Origin of the sequence: Corynebacterium sp. UMB2355A (assembly GCF_033877495.1) — a bacterium.
Taxonomy (GTDB): domain Bacteria; phylum Actinomycetota; class Actinomycetes; order Mycobacteriales; family Mycobacteriaceae; genus Corynebacterium; species Corynebacterium pseudogenitalium.
Genome location: NZ_CP138855.1, coordinates 2,050,544 through 2,068,887 on the forward strand (window position 1 = coordinate 2,050,544; position 18,344 = coordinate 2,068,887).

An 18,344-nucleotide genomic window follows, 5' to 3' on the forward strand; every position below is an offset into this window, starting at 1 on the left:
CATGGCCAAAGGAATCCTCGAACGCTTCAAACCGCAGGTGGCGACCTGGTTTGAAGAAGTATTCGAGGCGCCAACGCCAGTGCAGGAGCAGGCGTGGGCCACGATTTCCGACGGCGGCAACGCCCTGGTGGTAGCGCCTACCGGTTCTGGTAAGACGTTAGCGGCCTTTTTGTGGTCGTTGAATTCGCTCGTGGAGCGCGACGGGCAACAGGCCCTGCCAATCGATGGGGCGAACGCCAGCAGTCACGGCGGGGTGCGCACCTTATATATCTCGCCGCTGAAGGCCCTTGGTGTGGACGTCGAAAATAATTTGCGGGCCCCGCTCGGCGGGATTGGGCGCGTGGCGCAGCGCATGGGGCTGGACATACCGGATGTTTCGGTGGCGGTGCGCTCGGGTGATACCTCGCAAGCGGAGCGGTCTCGCCAGGTGCGCAAGCCGCCGGACATCCTGATCACCACGCCTGAGTCGCTGTATTTGATGCTGACCTCGAAGGCCTCGGGCATCCTGCGGACCGTAGACACCGTGATCGTGGACGAGATTCACGCGCTCGCGGGCACGAAGCGGGGCGTGCACCTGGCGCTGTCGCTGGAGCGGCTCGGGCGCATCGCTGGGGACTTTCAACGCATCGGGTTGTCTGCGACGGTGCGCCCGCTGGAGGCCGTGGCGGACTTCCTCGGGCCACGAACGACGATCATCCAGCCACCGGGGGAGAAGCGCTGGGACCTCGCGGTGCGGGTGCCGGTGGCTGACATGAGTGACCTGCCGGTGCCGGAGGAGGCGTCGACAATTGGGGATGCCACCGTCGACGACGCCCTGGACCTCGGCGGGGAGACAGCGGCGCTGATGCCACCGGCGCCGAAGTCGATTTGGCCGCACATCGCGGAATCGGTGTACCGGGAGGTCATGGCGCACCGCTCGACGATCGTGTTCGTGAACTCGCGACGCACAGCGGAGCGGCTCACCAGCCAGCTCAACGAGCTGTGGGCCAAGGAGCACGACCCCGAGGCCCTCAGCCCTGCTACTCGACGCCCCCCTGCACAGCTGGGCAAAGGGGTCGACCTCGCGGGGGAGGCGGCGCCTGTGATTGCACGGGCGCACCATGGCAGCGTGTCCAAGGACGAGCGGGCCACGACGGAAACGATGCTGAAAGAGGGCACGCTCAAAGTGGTCGTGTCGACGTCCTCGCTGGAACTCGGCATCGATATGGGTGCGGTGGAGCTGGTGATCCAGGTGGAGTCGCCGCCGTCGGTCGCCTCCGGGCTGCAGCGCGTCGGGCGCGCCGGGCACACGGTAGGCGCGATCTCGCACGGCTCGTTCTATCCGAAGCACCGCTCCGACCTGGTGCAAACGGCCGTGACCGTGCCGCGGATGCGCGACGGGCTCATCGAGGAGCTGCGCACGCCACGCTCCCCGCTGGACGTGCTCGCCCAACAGACGGTGGCCGCGGTGGCAGTCGAGGACCTCGAGCTCGATGACTGGTACGAGACCGTCACCCGCGCCTGGCCCTACCGCAACCTCGACCGTGATGTGTTCAACGCGGTTATCGACCTGGTCACCGGCGTGTACCCCTCGACTGACTTCGCGGAGCTCAAGCCGCGCGCCTGGCTCGACGGCACCGTGCTCAAGGCGTTGCAGGGTGCACAGCGCGTCGCGGTCACCAACGCAGGCACCATCCCGGACCGTGGCATGTTCGGCGTGTTCCTCGTCGGCTCCGAGGCCGAAGGCGGGGCGCCGCGCCGCGTCGGCGAGCTAGACGAGGAAATGGTTTACGAGTCCCGCGTCGGCGACGTGTTCACGCTCGGGGCGACGAGCTGGCGCATCGAAAACATCACGCGCGACCAAGTACAGGTCTCTCCCGCGCCGGGGCATACCGGCAGGCTGCCGTTTTGGTCGGGGGAGGGCGTCGGGCGCCCGTACGAACTCGGCAAGGCGCTCGGTGCGTTCAGGAGGGAGGTGCGAGGCGGAGCGGGCGTCGATAATTCGCTTGATGCGTACGCGCGCGACAATCTGCGGGCCTACCTCGAGGAGCAAGAGGAAGCCACCGGCGTGCTGCCGGACGAGACGACGCTGGTGTTCGAGCGCTTCACCGACGAGCTCGGGGACTGGCGCGTGGTGCTGCACACGCCATTCGGCAAGGGTGTGAACGCCGCGTGGGCGCTGGCTGCCGGGTGGCGGATCGCGCAGGAGACCGGGATGGACGCCCAGGCCGTGGCTGGCGACGACGGCATCGTCCTGCGCCTGCCCCAAGGCGACCACGAACCCTCCGGGGCCCTGTTCCAATTCGACGCCGACGAGATCACCTACATCGTCACCGAGCAGGTGGGAAACTCCGCTCTGTTCGCCTCCCGGTTCCGCGAGTGCGCCGCCCGCGCCCTCTTGCTGCCGCGCCGCAACCCCGGCAAGCGCGCGCCCCTGTGGCAGCAGCGCCAGCGCGCCGAGCAGTTGTTGGATGTGGCCCGGAATTACCCGTCGTTTCCGATCATCCTGGAAACGGTGCGCGAGTGCCTCCAAGACGTTTACGACCTGCCAGCGCTGCAAGAGGTGATCCGTGACCTGCAGACGCGCCGAGTCCGGATCGCGGAGGTGACTACGCAGCAGCCGAGCCCGTTTGCCTCATCGCTGCTGTTCAACTACACCGGCGCGTTCATGTACGAGGGCGACACCCCGCTTGCAGAGAAGCGGGCGGCGGCGCTCGCGCTCGACCCGTCACTGCTGGCCAAGCTGTTGGGCACCGTGGAGCTGCGCGAGCTGTTGGACCCAGAGGTGATCGCCGAGGTCGACGCGTCGCTGCGCCGGGTCGGCCGCGCCGAGACACCGGAGCAGTTCGCCGACACCCTGCGCCTGACCGGCCCGGTGTCTGTGGACGAGCTCGCGGAGTACACCTCGGTGCCGCTCGCGGGGGTGGAGGCGTCGCTCGGGCCACGCGTGATGCGGGTGCGCATCGGCGGCAGGGAACACGTTGCGCAGGCGCTCGACGCCCCACTGCTGCGCGATGGCCTTGGCGTGCCGGTCCCTCCCGGGGTGGCAGCGCAGGTGGCCACCATCCCCGATGCGCTCGCCCAGCTCGTGCGCCGCTGGGTGCGCACCCGCGGCCCTTTCACGCTGCGCACGCTTGCCGACGCCTTCGGGCTCGCGCTCGGCGCTGCCTACGCGGTGCTCCAACCGCTTGTCGACGCCAACTCCGTCATCGAGGGGCGCTTCCGCCAAGGCGTCGACGACCAGGAGTACGTCGCGCACGAGGTCCTGCGCGTGATCCGTTCGCGCTCCTTGGCGGTCGCGCGGGCGCAGGCCCGGCCGGTGTCGGCGTCGGCGTACGGGCGTTTCCTGCCGGCGTGGTCAAACGTCGCCGCGGCGGGAACGGTGCCTCCCTTACGCGGCGCCGACGGAGTGTACTCCGTCATCGAGCAGCTCGCGGGCGTGCGGCTGCCGGCCTCTGCGTGGGAGTCCCACATCTTGCCGTCGCGGGTGGGGGACTACTCGCCGATCATGTTGGATGAGCTGACTGCCTCCGGCGAGGTTATCATTGTGGGCGCCGGGTCGGCGGGGGCGAACGATCCGTGGATCATGCTGCTGCCGAGTGACTACGCCGCGCAGCTCTTGCCGCAAGTCGACCCGCCGTTGCTCTCGCTCACGCAGCAGCACATCATGGACACGCTCGCAGCAGGTGGAGGCTACCTGTTCAGCGACCTGCTCACGCCAGCGACGACTGCCGAAGAGCTACGCGAATCCATGTGGGACCTCGTCGAGGCCGGCCACGTTTCACCGGATTCCTTCGCGCCGCTGCGCGCACGCCTCGCCGGCGGTAAGGCCGCGCACCGCGCGAAGCGTAGACCGTCCCGCTCCCGCATCCGTTCCGGGAGGACCTCGTTTACGCAAACCGCCCCGCCCGACATGGTGGGGAGGTGGGCGGCAACCCCGCAGCCCGACACCGACCCGACCCGGCGCTCGCTCGCGCTTGGGGAGGCATGGCTGGACCGCTACGGGGTGGTGACCAAGGGCGCCGTCGTCGCAGAGAATGTCATCGGCGGCTTCGCGTTGGCGTACAAGGTGCTCTCCGGGTTCGAGGACTCCGGCAAGGCGCTGCGCGGCTACCTCATCGAGGGGCTTGGCGCAGCGCAGTTCTCCACCCCTGCGACGATTGATCGGCTGCGTGGCCAGCAGGACAGCGACGACGTCGCCGGTTGGCCATCGGGTGCGCGTGAGCCAAAGGTGTACGTGCTCGCCGCCACCGACCCGGCCAACCCCTACGGGGCCGCGCTGCCGTGGCCCGTGACCGGCCCGACCAGAATCGGCAGGCGCGATGGTGGTGCTCGTGGACGGGCTGTTGGCGGCCCACATCACCCGTGGCGGCAAGAAGCTCACCACCTTCTTCGAGACCTTCCCGGAAGGCATCGAAGATCCGCTACCACTTGTCATCGACGCACTATCGGATGCCGTCGCCGCCGGGAGGATGCGCCCGCTCAACGTCGAAACCGTCAACGGCGAGCCCGCGTTCCGGCTCCGCGATCTTGGCGTGGCGGTGACGCACAAGGGCGTAAGAATCGGAGGCAAGCAGGCCGCGCCTCCGAAGCGGCGCGGGCGCAGCATGACGGAGGCCCTAGGGGATCTGGACGGGCTCTCCTTCGACGATTAGCGTTTCGGCTCGATTTAGGGTCGCAGTATCACGCGAGGCACCGGCCGGTGAGTAGTCCCCGGTGGCCCTGCCCGCATCGCCCGTTTGTTCCGGATCCGATTCACCGCCGAGTGCATGGCGGGGTCCGAGGTGTTGGTGTGGCGGGTGCCGTCGGCCTTGACCAACAACGCGGTGCCGGTGGTGGGGTCGTAATCCATGTAGCCCTTGTTGAAGGAGCCGTCCCGGTGGTCGTTGTTGCACCGGTGGTGGGTGGGGCACAGGCCGGTGAGGTTGGTGATGTCGGTGCCGCCGTGGCGCAGCCAGGAAATGATGTGGTGGGCTTCGCACTCGCTCATTGCGGTGGTGCAGCCGGCCCAGGAGCACACGCCCTGGATAGCAAACATGGCGATGCGTTGCCCAACAGAGGCGAGCCGCTTGGACCTGCCCAGATGCAGCGGCACGCCGGTGATTCCGTCGACGGTGAGCAGGAAGTCAGACGTGCCATCCATGCCGAGGCGCACGAGTTCGAAGGCGTCCAGCTCCACGCCGACGTTGGTTTGGAACAGTGTGGTGGCGTCGGCGTCGGCGAAGTCGTCGAGAGTCACTGAGACCACCACGGAGGCGGCGCCACCGTTGGTGGTCTGCTCGCCGTGCTCGTATTGGCGCATGATGGCCATGAACTGGTCGTAGCGGCGCTGGCCACGGGTGCGGGGGTCGCGGTCCTGCTGGCGATCGGGCGGGATGTTGGAGTTTGGCGCAAGCCCCTTGTCAGTCAGCGCCTTGTAGAGCGCGTAATCGCCTGCTGTCATGTCCAGGCGCACGTGGTAGGTGCCGTCGGAGTTCTCCTTGCCGAGCGTGGCCTCGCGCTTCTCAAAGCCCGCGTTGGGGTTCTTCTTCGCGTGTGGCCGGTTCGCCTTATCCACGAGGCGCTTGACCGTGAGGCGAAGGTCCTGCTCGTCTCGGGTCCTCGCTTCCTCCATGGCGTGGGCGTAGATGCTCATGTGCTCGCCCTCGGCGGCCTTGAGCAGCCTGTCGGTCTCGCGCCGGATGATGTCTTGCTTGGCCGCCGGAACCGCGTCGGCGTGGCGGCGAGCTTGGACCTGGTCTTTACGACGCCGCTCCGCCTCCTCCACATCGAGCAGGCCGCCACGGTCCGGCTCCGTCACCGGAGCGAACATCGCCTTGGCGCGCGCGAGCCGGTTGTAGGCCTCGCCCCTGGAGATGCCTAGCTTCTCCATGAGGTAGGCGTCGGGATAGTTGGCGCCGACGAGTTTTCCGGCATCGGTGATAGCGCAGACTTGCGCGAAGGCGGCGTCGATGTAGGCCTTCTTGTCCATCGCGTGTTCGAGGCGTGCGATGTCTTCGGCGATGGCGGAAAGGGGGAGGGAAGTGGGGTCGTCGAAAAGCGTGCGCAGCTGATCCAGGCCGTTAATGACCTGGTCAACGAGCTTGGTCACGTCGTTCATGTCCCCTCCTTCTAGTAGTTAGATCAACTATATCGAGGGGCCGGACATGAAACACTCAGACTCGAATATACGTTCTAAACGAGCTGTCTGACCAGGTGGGTTGCCGCGGCCAGGCCGATGCGCGGGTTCGCCACCCGCACGTCTTTCACGGCGCGAACAAACTCGGTTTCGGGGTCGGTGCCGGTCCCTGCCAGCACACCCCGCGCCCACTCGGTGGCGGCATCCATGTCGGGGAAGAAGCCGATAAGCGACTCTTCCGGCGTGGGGCCGTAGTTGAAAAGGTTTTGTAAGAAGCGGAACATGGATACCACTATGCCTGAAGGGGATTCCGTCTATCAGCTGTCGAAGCGCCTGCAGTGGATGCAACACCGTGAAGTCACTGCCACGAGTGTTCGCGTGCCGCGCTTCGCCACCGTCGATTTCACCGGCATGACCTGCGAGCGCGTCTGGCCCTACGGCAAGCACCTCTTCATGGAGTTTTCCCGCGAAGGCCACGAATCACAAGTGCTACACACGCACCTCAAGATGGAAGGCACATGGGCAATCCATCGTGCGGGCACCCGCTGGCGCAAGCCCGGCCACACCGCCCGGGTGGTGCTGCGCCTCGCGGACGCGCCGAAGCCTGATATCGAGCTCGTCGGACACTCGCTGGGCCTCGTCGATGTGTTCCCCGCGCGCGAGTACCCGCAGCGGATGGGCTACCTGGGCCCGGACATGCTGGCACGCGACTTCGACCAGGAAGAGGTCGTGCGCAGGATCAGTGAGCACCCGCACCTCGAAATGGGGCGCGCGCTGCTCAACCAGCGTTTCGTCGCGGGCATCGGCAATGAGTACCGCGCAGAAATTCACTTCATCGCTGGTACGCACCCGTCGCGCACGGTGGGTGAAGTGGACGTCGAAAAGCATGTGGCGATCGCGCGGCGCCTCATGTGGGCAAACAAAGACTCCCCGGTGCGAGTGACCACAGGGATCAAACGCGCCGGGGAGACCAGCTACGTATTTGGAAGGAACAACAAGCCGTGTCGGCGGTGCGGCACGCTCATCGAGAAGGGGTTTCTCGGGGGAGCGGGAGACTTAGAGCGAGTTATTTGGTGGTGCCCTCAGTGCCAGCCGCCTTCTCCTTCATGGAGCGGCGAATGAAGTACGCCAGGAAGCCGAGCATGATCAGGATCAGCAGGACGTAGACCACGGTCGAGTACGTATCCACGTAATGGGAGACCGTCTCCCAGCTTTCGCCGAGGTACATGCCGAGCGTGATCAGGATTGCGTTCCAGATTGCGGAGCCGAGCCCGGTCCACAGGGCGAACATCGCGAGGTTCATGCGGTCCAGGCCTGCTGGGATCGAGATGAGGGAGCGCACCCCCGGAATCAGGCGGCCGAAGAAGACTGAGGATCGGCCGTGCTTATCAAACCACTCGAGGGACTTATCGACGTCCGACGCCTTCACCAACCACATCCAGTCAGCGATCGCGCGCAGGCGTTCGGCGCCCAGCCAGGCACCGAGGCCGTAAAGGAAAAACGCGCCCGCGACGGACCCCATCACCGACCAGATGAACACCGCCAGGTAGCTCAGCGAGCCCTGCGCGACCGTGAAGCCGGCCAGCGGCAGCACTACCTCGGAGGGGATCGGTGGGAAGGCGTTCTCCAAGAAAATCGCTATCCCGACGCCGGGGGCGCCGAGAAGCTCCATCAGGTTGACGATCCAGTCGATGATGGCTTGCACGTTCACTCCTTAGTTGTAGGTAAAACAACTGCCTATCTTGCCCTACTAAGGAGTGATGCACCAAGCGCTAGCGACGGTTTTCGCGGTACCAGCCAATCAGTGCGTCGGTGGAGGCATCGCCGGTTGCTGGGGTTTCCTCGCCCGCGACGGCCTTGGCCAGGTCGTTTGCCTGCTGCTTGCCGAGCTCAACGCCCCACTGGTCAAACGAGTTGATGTCCCAAATCACACCTTCGGTGAACACGATGTGCTCGTAGAGCGCGATGAGTGCGCCGAGCGTGAACGGGGTCAGCTCCTCGGCCAGGATGGTCGTGGTCGGACGGTTGCCTGGCATGACCTTGTGCGGGGCCAGCGTGGCGTCGACACCCTCGGCCTCGATGGCGGCCTGGTTCTTGCCGAACGCGAGCACCTTCGTCTGTGCGAAGAAGTTGCCCATCAGCAGGTCGTGCATGGAGCCTTCGCCGGTCATGGTCGGGAAGTCTTCCTTCGGGGTGGCGAAGCCGATGAAGTCCGCCGGCACGAGCGAGGTGCCCTGGTGCAGCAGCTGGAAGAATGCGTGCTGGCCGTTCGTGCCTGGCTCGCCCCAGAAAATCTCGCCGGTGTTGTAGGTCACCGCGGTGCCGTCGTGGCGCACGGACTTGCCGTTGGACTCCATGGTCAGCTGCTGCAGGTAGGCAGGGAAGCGGGAAAGGTCCTCGGAGTAGGGCAGGACGGCGTGCGTCTCGGCGTTGTAGAAGTTGCGGTACCAGACGTTGAGCAGGCCCATCAGCACCGGCACGTTCTGGGAGAACTCGGTGGTGCGGAAGTGCTCATCCATGGCGTGGAAGCCCTCGAGCATGCGCATGAAGTCCATCGGTCCGATGACGGCCATCAGGCTCAGGCCAATCGCGGAGTCCATGGAGTAGCGGCCGCCGACCCAGTTCCAGAACGGGAACATGTTCGCGGTATCGATGCCGAACTCGGCGACCTTTTCCGCGTTCGTAGACACTGCGACGAAGTGCTTCGCCACAGCGGAGGCGTCGCCGTCGAACTGCTCGATGAGCCAGCGCTTCGCCACGTGTGCGTTGGTTAGGGTCTCCTGGGTGGTGAACGTCTTCGATGCGATGACGAACAGCGTCTCTTCAGGGTTGCAACGGTCGAGGACTGCGGCGATGTCCGCCGGGTCGACGTTGGAGACGAACTCTGCGGTAATGCCCGCGGTTGCGTAGGCGCGCAGTGCCTTGGTTGCCATCGCAGGTCCCAGGTCCGAACCACCAATACCAATGTTGACGATCTTCTTAATGGTGTGTCCGGTGTGGCCCAGCCATTCGCCGGAGCGAAGCGCCGATGCGAAGTCACGCATCCGGCCCAGCACCTCATGCACGTCCGCCGCTACGTCTTGGCCGTCGACCTCAAGGTTGGCCTCTACCGGAAGGCGCAGCGCCGTGTGCAGCACCGCGCGGTCCTCGGTGTCGTTGATGTGCTCGCCCGCGAACATCGCGTCGATCTTGGTGCGAAGCTGTGCGGTTTCTGCGAGGGAGACGAGCGCATCGACGACGTCGGCGTCGATAAGCTGCTTGGAAAGGTCAACGTGCAGCCCTGCTGCGTCGAAGGTGAGCTTCTTCGCGCGGTCTGCGTCGCGGTCGAAGAGCTCGCGCAGGGTCGTATCAGCCTTGGAGGCGTGGAGCTTCTCCAAGTTAGACCAGGCTGGCGTGGCGGTGATATTGGACATAGTTCCTCCTTGAAACGGATGGTTGTCTGCCTTGATATGGTACTACGAAAGTTGGGGAGTGCGTTGTTGGGGCTAGCCCAGCTTTCCGCGTCCCAGGCGCAGCAAGATATTTGCCAGCGCCGGGCCTTCCTCCCCAAGCTCATCGCGGAATTGGTTAATGATCGCGACCTCGCGGGTGTGCACAAGCTTTGTGCCGCCTGACCCCATCCGCGTCTTGCCGATCGCCTTCGACACCTTGGTGCGACGCTTAATCGCGTCCAAAATCACACGGTCGAGGCGGTCAATCTCTTTGCGGTACTGCTGGATCTCCGCATCGGAGAGCGGATCGTCCGTCCCGGACGGCATGCGGATTTCGAAGTCACTCATGGTTGCTCATTATGCCACTGCTCCAGCGGTTGTGTCCGGGGTGTGAGTTAGGGTGTGTGACATGAATGATCTGACGCTAGGACTCAACCCCCAACAGGAAGCCGCCGTGCGCCACAGCGGCTCGCCTCTTCTGATTGTCGCGGGCGCTGGGTCCGGCAAAACCGCAGTGCTGACCAGGCGCATCGCATTCCTACTGCAGGAGCGAGGCGTCGCGCCCTGGCAGGTCCTGGCGATTACATTTACCAACAAGGCTGCCGCGGAGATGAAGGAGCGCGTCGCTGCGCTTATCGGGCCGCAGACCGAGCGGATGTGGGTGGCAACCTTTCACTCGATTTGTGTGCGGATCCTCCGCCAGCAGGCCCAGCTCGTTCCTGGGCTGAACACGAACTTCAGTATCTATGACGCCGACGATTCCCGCCGGCTGCTCTCGATGATTGCCAAAGAGAACAATCTCGACCTGAAGAAGTTTTCACCCCGGGTGCTCGCGAATGCGATCTCGAACCTCAAGAACGAGCTCATCGACGAACAGCAGGCGGCCGACGACGCGCAGCGCACCCACAACCCATTCGATTCCACTGTGGCCAAGGTGTTTGTTGAGTATCAGCGCCGCCTGCGCGCCGCGAACGCTGTCGACTTCGACGACCTCATCGGGGAGGTCGTGCGGATTTTTAAGGAGCACCCGCAGGTTGCGGATTATTATCGACGCCGCTTCCGCCACGTACTCGTGGACGAGTACCAGGACACGAACCATGCGCAGTACGAACTCATCCACACCCTGGTGGGCAAGGGGCCTGAGGCTTCTGAGCTTGCCGTAGTTGGCGACTCCGACCAGTCGATTTACGCGTTCCGTGGCGCGACGATCCGCAACATCGAGGAGTTTGAGCGCGACTACCCCGACGCAACCACCATCGTGCTGGAGCAGAACTACCGCTCGACGCAAACCATCTTGGACGCTGCCAACGCGGTGATTTCCCAGAACACCGGTCGGCGCCCGAAGAAGCTGTGGACGGACCACGGCACCGGCGACCAGATCGTCGGCTACGTCGCGGACAACGAGCACGACGAGGCTCGGTTTATCGCTGGCGAGATCGACCGGCTCACAGACAGTGGAGTGCCCTACTCCGACATCGCGATCATGTACCGCACCAACAATGCATCGCGTGCGTTGGAAGACATCTTCATTCGCACCGGGATCCCGTACAAGGTGGTAGGCGGCACGCGCTTCTATGAGCGCAAAGAGGTTCGCGATATCGTGGCCTACCTCAAGGCGCTAGAAAACCCGGACGATACGGTCAGCCTGCGCAGGATTATTAACGAGCCAAAGCGTGCCATCGGGGATAAGGCGCAGTCCACGGTGGCGCTGTACGCGCAGACCTACTCGGTGAGCTTCGGCCAAGCGTTGCGGGTGGCGGCCGACGGAGGCATTGACGCACTGGGTACGCGCGCGAAGAACGCCATCAATGGTTTTGTCACCATGATGGATGAATTGCGCGAGGAAATGGCAGCGGACCAGCGAGAAGAGGCTGGCAACACTGACCTCGGGGAGCTGGTCTCCACGATTCTGGACGTCACCGGGTACAAAGCGCAGTTGGAGCAGTCGAACGACCCACAGGACGCGACGCGCTTGGACAACCTAAACGAGTTGGTGTCCGTCGCGCGCGAGTATTCCTCGGAGTCTGCACTGCAGCTGGCGTACCTAAGCGACGAGGAAATTTCGGAGATCTTCGACGAGGGTGAACCGCTGCCAGGAACCCTACAAGCCTTCCTGGAGAAGGTGGCGCTCGTCGCTGACGCCGATCAGCTTCCTGAGAACGATCAGGGCGTAGTCACGTTGATGACGCTGCACACCGCAAAGGGTCTTGAGTTCCCCGTCGTGTTTGTGACTGGGTGGGAAGACGGGCAGTTCCCGCACCTGCGCGCCTTGGGGGATCCGGCGGAGCTCGCCGAAGAGCGTCGCCTGGCGTATGTCGGCATCACCCGTGCGCGCAAGCGCCTTTACCTGACGCGCGCGATGGTGCGGTCCTCATGGGGGAGCCCGGTGACAAACCCGGCGAGCCGATTCCTTGGGGAGATTCCGCAGGAACTCATCGATTGGAAGCGTGAGGAGCCCACGTATTCTTCGGGCTCTTCGCATTCACCGTGGTCAACTGGTGGCCGGAGCCGCAGCAACGGGTTTGGGCGGTCGCAGTCGCGCGGCGGTAGCAGCAGGACCAAGGTGAACAAGGACCTGCAGCTGGCGGTCGGGGACCGGGTCAACCATGCAAAATACGGGCTGGGTACCGTACTGGCCGTTGATGGTGCGGGAGTGCGAGAAACCGTGACGATTGACTTTGGTTCCTCCGGGACAGTCCGCCTGATGCTGATCGGCGGCGTACCGATGGAGAAGCTCTAACTACTGGATGCGGATACCTGCCTGCGCGAACCACGGCACAGGGTCTACTGGTGTCACGCCATCTGGGTGGATCTCGAAGTGGAGGTGCGGCCCGGTGGAGAAGCCTTCGTTGCCGATCTGCGCGATCTGCTGGCCGGCCGTCACGCGTTGGCCGACGCTGACGTTGTAGACCGCCATGTGGCCGTAAACGGAGACCTCGCCGCCGTCGTGCTTGATCACGACCCAGTTGCCGAAGCCCTGGGCCGGGCCGGCGTTGATGACGGTGCCATCCATCACGGCGTAGATCGGGGAGCCGAGGTTGTTCGCAATATCGATGCCTTGGTGGACGGTGCCCCAGCGTGGGCCGAACCCGGACGTAAACGTCCCCGTTGCCGGGGTGACGACCGTGCGGCCATCGGCGGTGCGGCCACGCTGGTAGCGGACGCCACCGTTCGCACCTTCCTGCTGGAAGGAGAGACCGAGGTTTTCCTGAATGACGCGCGGGTCGTACACGAGTGAGTAGTCTCCGACGCGCAGGGTTGCACCGCTATCCAGAATCGTGTCTGCTGCTTGCGCAACAGCCTTCACGGCCTGATTGTGGTCAATCGGAGCGCCGTTCAGCGTGAGACCTACAGCGTTCGCAGGGGAAGCGGTGAGAGTGAGCATGGACGCAGTCGCGACGGCAAGTGCCGAAAGTACTGTGCGATTCATACGGAGAAGCAACCTTTTCTAAAAAATCCGGGTGGCCACGCTGCAGCCACATACAGCGAAAAAACTTAGTCACCTCCCGTGGGCTTAGCAATGCGTAACCGCAGGTAGGGAGGGAAAAGTATGTTCGAATGCTTCTAGAACAACCGCAAACTCGCTGGCTGGGCGCCCGTGACGAATGTGACAGATGGGAACAATGGTGCCAATGTGGTTTATGGCGGGGGTAGGTGACGGTACCCCCGGCTGGTGTGTCGAAAAAGAAAAAACCGCCGTGACTCATATATGAGCCACAGCGGTCTGAAGTTTTGGATTTAGAGCTGAATGCCACGCTCTGCGAGCCACGTCGCCGGGTCAACAGGAGTGTTGCCATCTGGGTGGATCTCGAAGTGCAGGTGTGAGCCGGTGGAGAAGCCCTGGCTACCCATACCGGCGATCAGTTCGCCAGCGTGCACAACCTGACCGACGGAAGCGTAGAGGGAATCCATGTGGCCGTATACGGAGACAGAGCCATCCTCGTGTCGGATGCGGATCCAATTACCGTAGCCCTGTGCCGGGCCGGAGTCGATGACGGTGCCGTCCATGACGGCCAGGATTGGGGTGCCATTCACGTTGGCGATGTCGACGCCAGAGTGGAAAGAGCCCCAGCGTGGGCCGAAACCGGAGGTGAACACACCCTCAGCTGGCTTCACAACCAGCGGTGCGCGAGCGGCTTCATCGGCGCGTGCGACCTCCTCGGAATGCGCGACTGCCTTCACGAGCTGATCCGCAAGGTTCTCAACCGGCTTGTATTCCGCGATAGCGAGGATCTGTGGCGCAGCCTCATCGGTCAGTGCCGTGAGCTGGTCGGTGTCTGCGGCGAGGGTGTAGCTGCCAGCTTGCTGGGAGCTATCGCCCTGAAGCGCAGCTGCGGCAGCGCCAGAGAGCCCAGCAGTGGAGACGGCGCCAGTGGCAACGGCAACCATTGCGACGCGACCCTTGTTAGGGGACTGCTTGCGGTGCTTGCCAGCTGATTTCGTTGAGTGGAGCATGGACCCTCTTTAGACTTCCCGTTGGTTACAGAACTGTAACGTTTGTAACCTTCCTGTTATCTACGAGAGGTAACTGTAATGAATCGAATGCGCTAAGGCAAGCTATAACCTGAGTATTTCTTAATCGTTTTCTTTGCGTATTACGTTACATCGCCTAAAACGCCAGGCAGTGAGTGGAATGCGGTAGTGTCGAACGGCAGAAAACGGTCAACCAATGGCAATATAAGGCGCAATGTCGAAGAAAACAAGACCTCAATCATCACCGGTGGACCGCTCCTCGCGGGGCAGCGGTCGCGGTTTCCTGAGTAATGCACGGCGCGGTGCGAAGTGGGCGTCGAAAAGAAAGCCTGATGCAGACACCATTCCGCCGGAGGAGCGCACCTGGAAGACGCGTATTCGGACGTACCTCCCTTATATAGGTATCCCGACGCTCGATGTCATCCTTGGCATCGTTGCAGTCTGCGCCGCGACGCTCCTGATTGGTGGATGGAAGACTGCGTACCTGCCCGCCGCAATCGGGCAAACATGGTTTGTCCTTCACGGCGTATCCCTCACGATCGACGGGGTGTACTTGTCTCAGGTGCCGCTGCTTCCAGCCATTGGGATCGTGGCCCTCATGGCGTGGCGAGTACGTGCCGCAACTGCGAAGCAGGTCAGCATCTTGGATCTCGCGGTGATCGCTGGGCTGGTGATTGTGCTGCCGCTACTCGCAAGCGCGATGGCGCTGTTCATGGTGACTGACGCCTCCGCAGTCTTCGCGATAGAACCACCACCCGCATGGCAAGCGCTAGTGCTACCGCCTTGCATCCATCTCATCGGCTTCCTCTTTGGCATTCGGCATGTGCTCTGGCAGGCCCTCGCCACCACGGTCCGTGTGCCGGTGGTGGCCGTCGATACGGCCCGCGCTGCGAGCCTGCTTCTCCTCTTTCTATGCGCGGGGAGCGCACTTGTGCTGCTCATCGTGCTCGCTGCGCGCTACCAGAGCATTGGCGAAGCCTACGCGGCATACCCCAACTCCGGGTGGGGGAGCGCCATCATGCTGATCCTCCTGAGCATCTTGTACCTTCCGAATGCTGTCGTGGGCACGCTCGCAGTGCTTCTCGGCGGATCCTTCCACGTCGGCAGTGGGGAAGTGTCGCTTTTCGACGTCCTCTCCGTCCCCCTGCCCCCGTTCCCTCTCTTTGCGGCAATCCCTGCGACAGTCGCGCCGTGGGCAGCCGTCCTCCTCGCTGTGCCCGTGACCATCCTGTGCGCGTTCTTCGTGCGGCGGACGTCAACGATGGTAGAAGTCGCCGCCATTGGCTCGTGGAGTGCAGCGATGTTCGCCGTCTGCCTCCTACTCGCGCGTGGGCACGCGGGGGCGTACGGCGTCGTTGGCGCTGACCTAGCTTCCGCAGTGCTTTTCCTCTTTATATGGACCGTCGGCGTGGGCGGATTGGTGTGGCTTGTGCGCTTTGTGCGAACTTTCTTGAACCGCTCACACGCGGAAGAAGAATGACTACACTGATGAACCGTGAGTGCTGATAAAGCTTTATCTGTGGCCGTCCTTGTTTCTGGTACTGGAACGCTCTTGCGGGCGATTATGGACTACCAGGACGCCCACCCTTGTGCATACCGTGTTGACCTAGTTGTTGCGGACCAAGTGTGTCCGGCAATCGAGAGGGCGAAGAACGCAGGCATCCCGACTGCAATCGTGGAAATGGAAAAGGACCGTGACGCGTGGAATGCCCACCTTGCGGAAACCGTCTCTAGTTGCAGCCCGGACCTTGTTGTTTCCGCAGGGTTTATGCGCATTTTGGGGCGCCCATTCTTGGATGTCTACGAAGGTAAAACAATTAACACTCACCCTTCGCTCTTGCCTGCTTTCCCAGGAGCGCACGCGGTGCGCGACGCCCTCGCTTACGGCGTCAAGGTCACCGGCTGCACCGTCCACTTTGTCGACGACGGGATGGACACAGGCCGCATCATTGCGCAGCGCCCCGTGTTGGTGCAGCCAGGGGATACGGAGTCCTCGCTGCACGAACGGATTAAGCAAGAAGAGCGCCGTCAGGTTACTGAGCTACTAGCTACTGCTTCGATACATGAAGGAAAGGTCACTTTCGCATGAACAACGCACGCACACCTATTCGTCGAGCGCTCGTGAGCGTGTACGACAAGACCGATCTTGAGCCGCTTGCAAAGGCGCTCCACTCGGCCGGTGTGGAAATTGTCTCTACTGGTTCGACTGCTAAAAAGATTGCCGCAAGCGGTGTGCCCGTCACCGAAGTATCGGAAGTCACCGGATTTCCAGAGGTGCTTGAAGGCCGCGTGAAGACGCTGCATCCGCACGTGCACGCAGGCATCCTGGCAGACCTCCGCAAGGACAGCCACAAGCAACAGCTCGAGGAACTTCGGGGTTGCACCGTTCGAGCTCGTCGTGGTCAACCTGTACCCATTCGAGGAAACGGTTGCGTCCGGCGCGGAGTTCGATGAATGCGTCGAGCAGATCGACATCGGCGGTCCTTCCATGGTCCGCGCAGCAGCGAAGAACCACCCATCAGTGGCGATCCTGACCTCCCCGGACCAGTACCAGCTGGCGCAAGAAGCAGTCGAGCAGGGTGGATTCACCCTCGAGCAGCGCCGCGAACTGGCGGCTGCAGCGTTCGCGCACACCGCAGAGTACGACGCCGCCGTTGCAGACTGGTTTGCGGAGCAGCTCGACGACGACGAGGACGGTGCGCTGCGCTACGGTGAGAACCCGCACCAAGCGGCAAGCGTCATCAACGAGGGCTGGGGCCTTGCCGACGCCACTCAGTACGGCGGCAAGGAAATGAGCTACAACAACTACCAGGATGCCGACGCCGCGTGGCGCGCAGCCTGGGACCACGAAGAACCGTGCGTCGCAATCATCAAGCACGCCAATCCGTGCGGCGTCGCAATATCTGAGGTATCCATCGCTGACGCGCACCGAAAGGCGCACGCCTGCGACCCTGTATCTGCGTACGGCGGCGTCATTGCGACGAACCGCGAGGTCACGCTCGAGCTTGCCGAGCAGGTCAAGCCAATCTTTACCGAGGTCATCATCGCGCCTTCCTACGCGCCGGATGCGCTCGAGCTGCTGCAGACCAAGAAGAACCTTCGCATCCTCGAAGTGGAGCCAGGCCAAGACACCGAAGAGATCAAGCAGATCTCCGGCGGCTTCCTTCTCCAGGAGCGCGACGCGTTCCAGGCCGAGGGCGATAACCCAGAAAACTGGAAGCTAGTGGCAGGCGAAGCCGTCGACGACGCAACCATGTCGGACCTCGTGTTCGCGTGGCGTGCAGTACGCTGCGTGAAGTCGAACGCAATCCTCGTTGCGCACGACGGCGCTACCGTCGGCATCGGCATGGGGCAGGTCAACCGCGTCGATTCGGCGAAGCTGGCCGTCGACCGCGCTAACTCGCTCGACGAGGGCCGCAACCGTACCAACGGTGCCGTCGCCGCCTCCGACGCGTTCTTCCCATTCGCAGATGGATTCCAGATCCTCGCGGACGCCGGAGTGCGTGCCGTCGTGCAGCCTGGTGGTTCCATCCGCGACGAGGAAGTCATTAAGGCCGCAGAAGACGCTGGCGTCGCAATGTACGTGACCGGTACGCGCCACTTTGCGCACTAGTATCGCCTAACCCGAGACATACTGAAGGCCCCCACGGTCGTGGGGGCCTTTTGTCGTGCCGTGCGTCAGCTTCAACAGGGCATGAAAAAACTCCCGCGCCTGGAGACCAGGGGCGGGAGTTCGTCGAAAGACTCTACGCTGTTATCGTCAACCGAACTTTAGCGGCTGGTGAACGGCAGAAGAGCCATCTCGCGTGCGTTCTTCACCGCAGTAGCAACTTCACGCTGCTGCTGTGGGGAAAGACCGGTAACACGGCGGGAACGGATCTTGTGACGATCAGAGATGAACAGACGAAGGGTGTCGAGGTCCTTGTAGTCGACCTTCTCGATGCCCTTGGCCTTCAACGGGTTCTTCTTCGGGCGGCGGGACTGCTCCATGCGCGCCTTGCGATGGTTATTATTGCGCTTCATTGGTCATCCTCCTTACCACGAAGACTTACGGACGCCAGGCAGCTCACCGCGGTGAGCCATCTCGCGCATACGGACACGGGAAATACCGAACTTACGGAGGTAACCACGTGGGCGACCATCGCGGGAGTCGCGGTTGCGCACGCGAACAGGGGAGGCGTCGCGAGGCTGGCGGTTCAGCTCAAACTGAGCGTCCAGACGGTCCTCGTCAGAGGTCTCCGGGTTGCGGATGATTGCCTTCAGCTCGTTACGACGCTCAGCGTAGCGAGCGACGATCTCCTTGCGCTTTTCGTTCTTGGCGATCTTGGACTTTTTAGCCATAA

At 63.2% G+C, this 18,344-nt stretch carries 13 protein-coding genes and 2 pseudogenes; 6 read left to right on the top strand and 9 right to left on the bottom strand.

From position 1 onward, the window contains the following. Position 1: 1 nt before the first annotated feature. A pseudogene (locus tag R0V12_RS09735) lies at positions 2 to 4,634 on the top strand (ATP-dependent helicase). Between the two features lie 14 nt (positions 4,635 to 4,648). Here R0V12_RS09735 and R0V12_RS09740 read toward each other — a convergent pair. Continuing rightward, positions 4,649 to 6,079: an HNH endonuclease signature motif containing protein gene (locus R0V12_RS09740; protein WP_320072559.1), complete on the bottom strand. Its 1,431-nt coding sequence runs from the start codon at positions 6,077 to 6,079 to the stop codon at positions 4,649 to 4,651. A 74-nt stretch (positions 6,080 to 6,153) separates the two neighbouring features. Further along, on the bottom strand, positions 6,154 to 6,381 hold the full coding sequence (locus R0V12_RS09745) for a hypothetical protein (RefSeq protein ID WP_320072560.1): 228 nt from the start codon (positions 6,379 to 6,381) through the stop codon (positions 6,154 to 6,156). Between the two features lie 10 nt (positions 6,382 to 6,391). On the opposite strand from R0V12_RS09745, the gene R0V12_RS09750 reads away from it, so the two are divergent. Continuing rightward, the gene (locus R0V12_RS09750; RefSeq protein ID WP_320073023.1) at positions 6,392 to 7,219 is read left to right on the top strand and encodes a DNA-formamidopyrimidine glycosylase family protein; all 828 of its coding nucleotides are present in this window, start codon (positions 6,392 to 6,394) and stop codon (positions 7,217 to 7,219) included. On the opposite strand, the gene R0V12_RS09755 is transcribed toward R0V12_RS09750, so the two are convergent. The 3 genes from R0V12_RS09755 to R0V12_RS09765 form a co-directional block, all read right to left on the bottom strand. After that, positions 7,164 to 7,802 (bottom strand): DedA family protein, encoded by a 639-nt coding sequence (locus tag R0V12_RS09755; RefSeq protein WP_320072561.1) that lies wholly within the window; start codon positions 7,800 to 7,802, stop codon positions 7,164 to 7,166. The genes R0V12_RS09750 and R0V12_RS09755 overlap by 56 nt on opposite strands. 67 nt (positions 7,803 to 7,869) lie before the next feature. Then, positions 7,870 to 9,510: a glucose-6-phosphate isomerase gene (pgi, locus tag R0V12_RS09760; protein ID WP_320072562.1), complete on the bottom strand. Its 1,641-nt coding sequence runs from the start codon at positions 9,508 to 9,510 to the stop codon at positions 7,870 to 7,872. Between the two features lie 72 nt (positions 9,511 to 9,582). Beyond that, positions 9,583 to 9,876: a chorismate mutase gene (locus R0V12_RS09765; protein ID WP_070362837.1), complete on the bottom strand. Its 294-nt coding sequence runs from the start codon at positions 9,874 to 9,876 to the stop codon at positions 9,583 to 9,585. A 61-nt stretch (positions 9,877 to 9,937) separates the two neighbouring features. Here R0V12_RS09765 and pcrA point away from each other — a divergent pair, with 61 nt between their 5' ends. Beyond that, positions 9,938 to 12,268 carry a DNA helicase PcrA gene (pcrA, locus tag R0V12_RS09770; protein WP_320072563.1) on the top strand — a complete coding sequence of 777 codons (2,331 nt, stop codon included), beginning with the start codon at positions 9,938 to 9,940 and terminating at the stop codon, positions 12,266 to 12,268. On the opposite strand, the gene R0V12_RS09775 is transcribed toward pcrA, so the two are convergent. Both R0V12_RS09775 and R0V12_RS09780 read right to left on the bottom strand, forming a co-directional pair. Beyond that, positions 12,269 to 12,958 carry a M23 family metallopeptidase gene (locus tag R0V12_RS09775; protein ID WP_070976111.1) on the bottom strand — a complete coding sequence of 230 codons (690 nt, stop codon included), beginning with the start codon at positions 12,956 to 12,958 and terminating at the stop codon, positions 12,269 to 12,271. It abuts the gene before it with no gap. Positions 12,959 to 13,266: 308 nt separating this feature from the next. Continuing rightward, complete coding sequence (locus R0V12_RS09780) at positions 13,267 to 13,983, bottom strand: M23 family metallopeptidase (protein WP_256000363.1); 717 nt, start codon at positions 13,981 to 13,983, stop codon at positions 13,267 to 13,269. A gap of 232 nt (positions 13,984 to 14,215) precedes the next feature. Between R0V12_RS09780 and R0V12_RS09785 the strand changes: the two genes are divergently transcribed. The 3 genes and pseudogenes from R0V12_RS09785 to purH all read left to right on the top strand — a co-directional run bounded on the left by R0V12_RS09785 (position 14,216) and on the right by purH (position 17,614). After that, complete coding sequence (locus R0V12_RS09785) at positions 14,216 to 15,481, top strand: cell division protein PerM (protein WP_320072564.1); 1,266 nt, start codon at positions 14,216 to 14,218, stop codon at positions 15,479 to 15,481. Between the two features lie 15 nt (positions 15,482 to 15,496). Then, positions 15,497 to 16,090, top strand: coding sequence for a phosphoribosylglycinamide formyltransferase (gene purN, locus R0V12_RS09790; RefSeq protein WP_320072565.1), 594 nt, complete (start codon positions 15,497 to 15,499; stop codon positions 16,088 to 16,090). Further along, positions 16,087 to 17,614 (top strand): annotated as a pseudogene (purH, locus tag R0V12_RS09795) (bifunctional phosphoribosylaminoimidazolecarboxamide formyltransferase/IMP cyclohydrolase). The gene purN and the pseudogene purH overlap by 4 nt, the downstream one beginning before the upstream one ends. A 158-nt stretch (positions 17,615 to 17,772) precedes the next feature. On the opposite strand, the gene rpsR reads toward purH, so the two are convergent. Together rpsR and rpsN are read right to left on the bottom strand one after the other, a co-directional pair. After that, on the bottom strand, positions 17,773 to 18,024 hold the full coding sequence (rpsR, locus tag R0V12_RS09800; RefSeq protein WP_070362830.1) for a 30S ribosomal protein S18: 252 nt from the start codon (positions 18,022 to 18,024) through the stop codon (positions 17,773 to 17,775). A 12-nt stretch (positions 18,025 to 18,036) separates the two neighbouring features. After that, on the bottom strand, positions 18,037 to 18,342 hold the full coding sequence (gene rpsN, locus R0V12_RS09805) for a 30S ribosomal protein S14 (RefSeq protein WP_070362829.1): 306 nt from the start codon (positions 18,340 to 18,342) through the stop codon (positions 18,037 to 18,039). Positions 18,343 to 18,344: the final 2 nt, after the last annotated feature.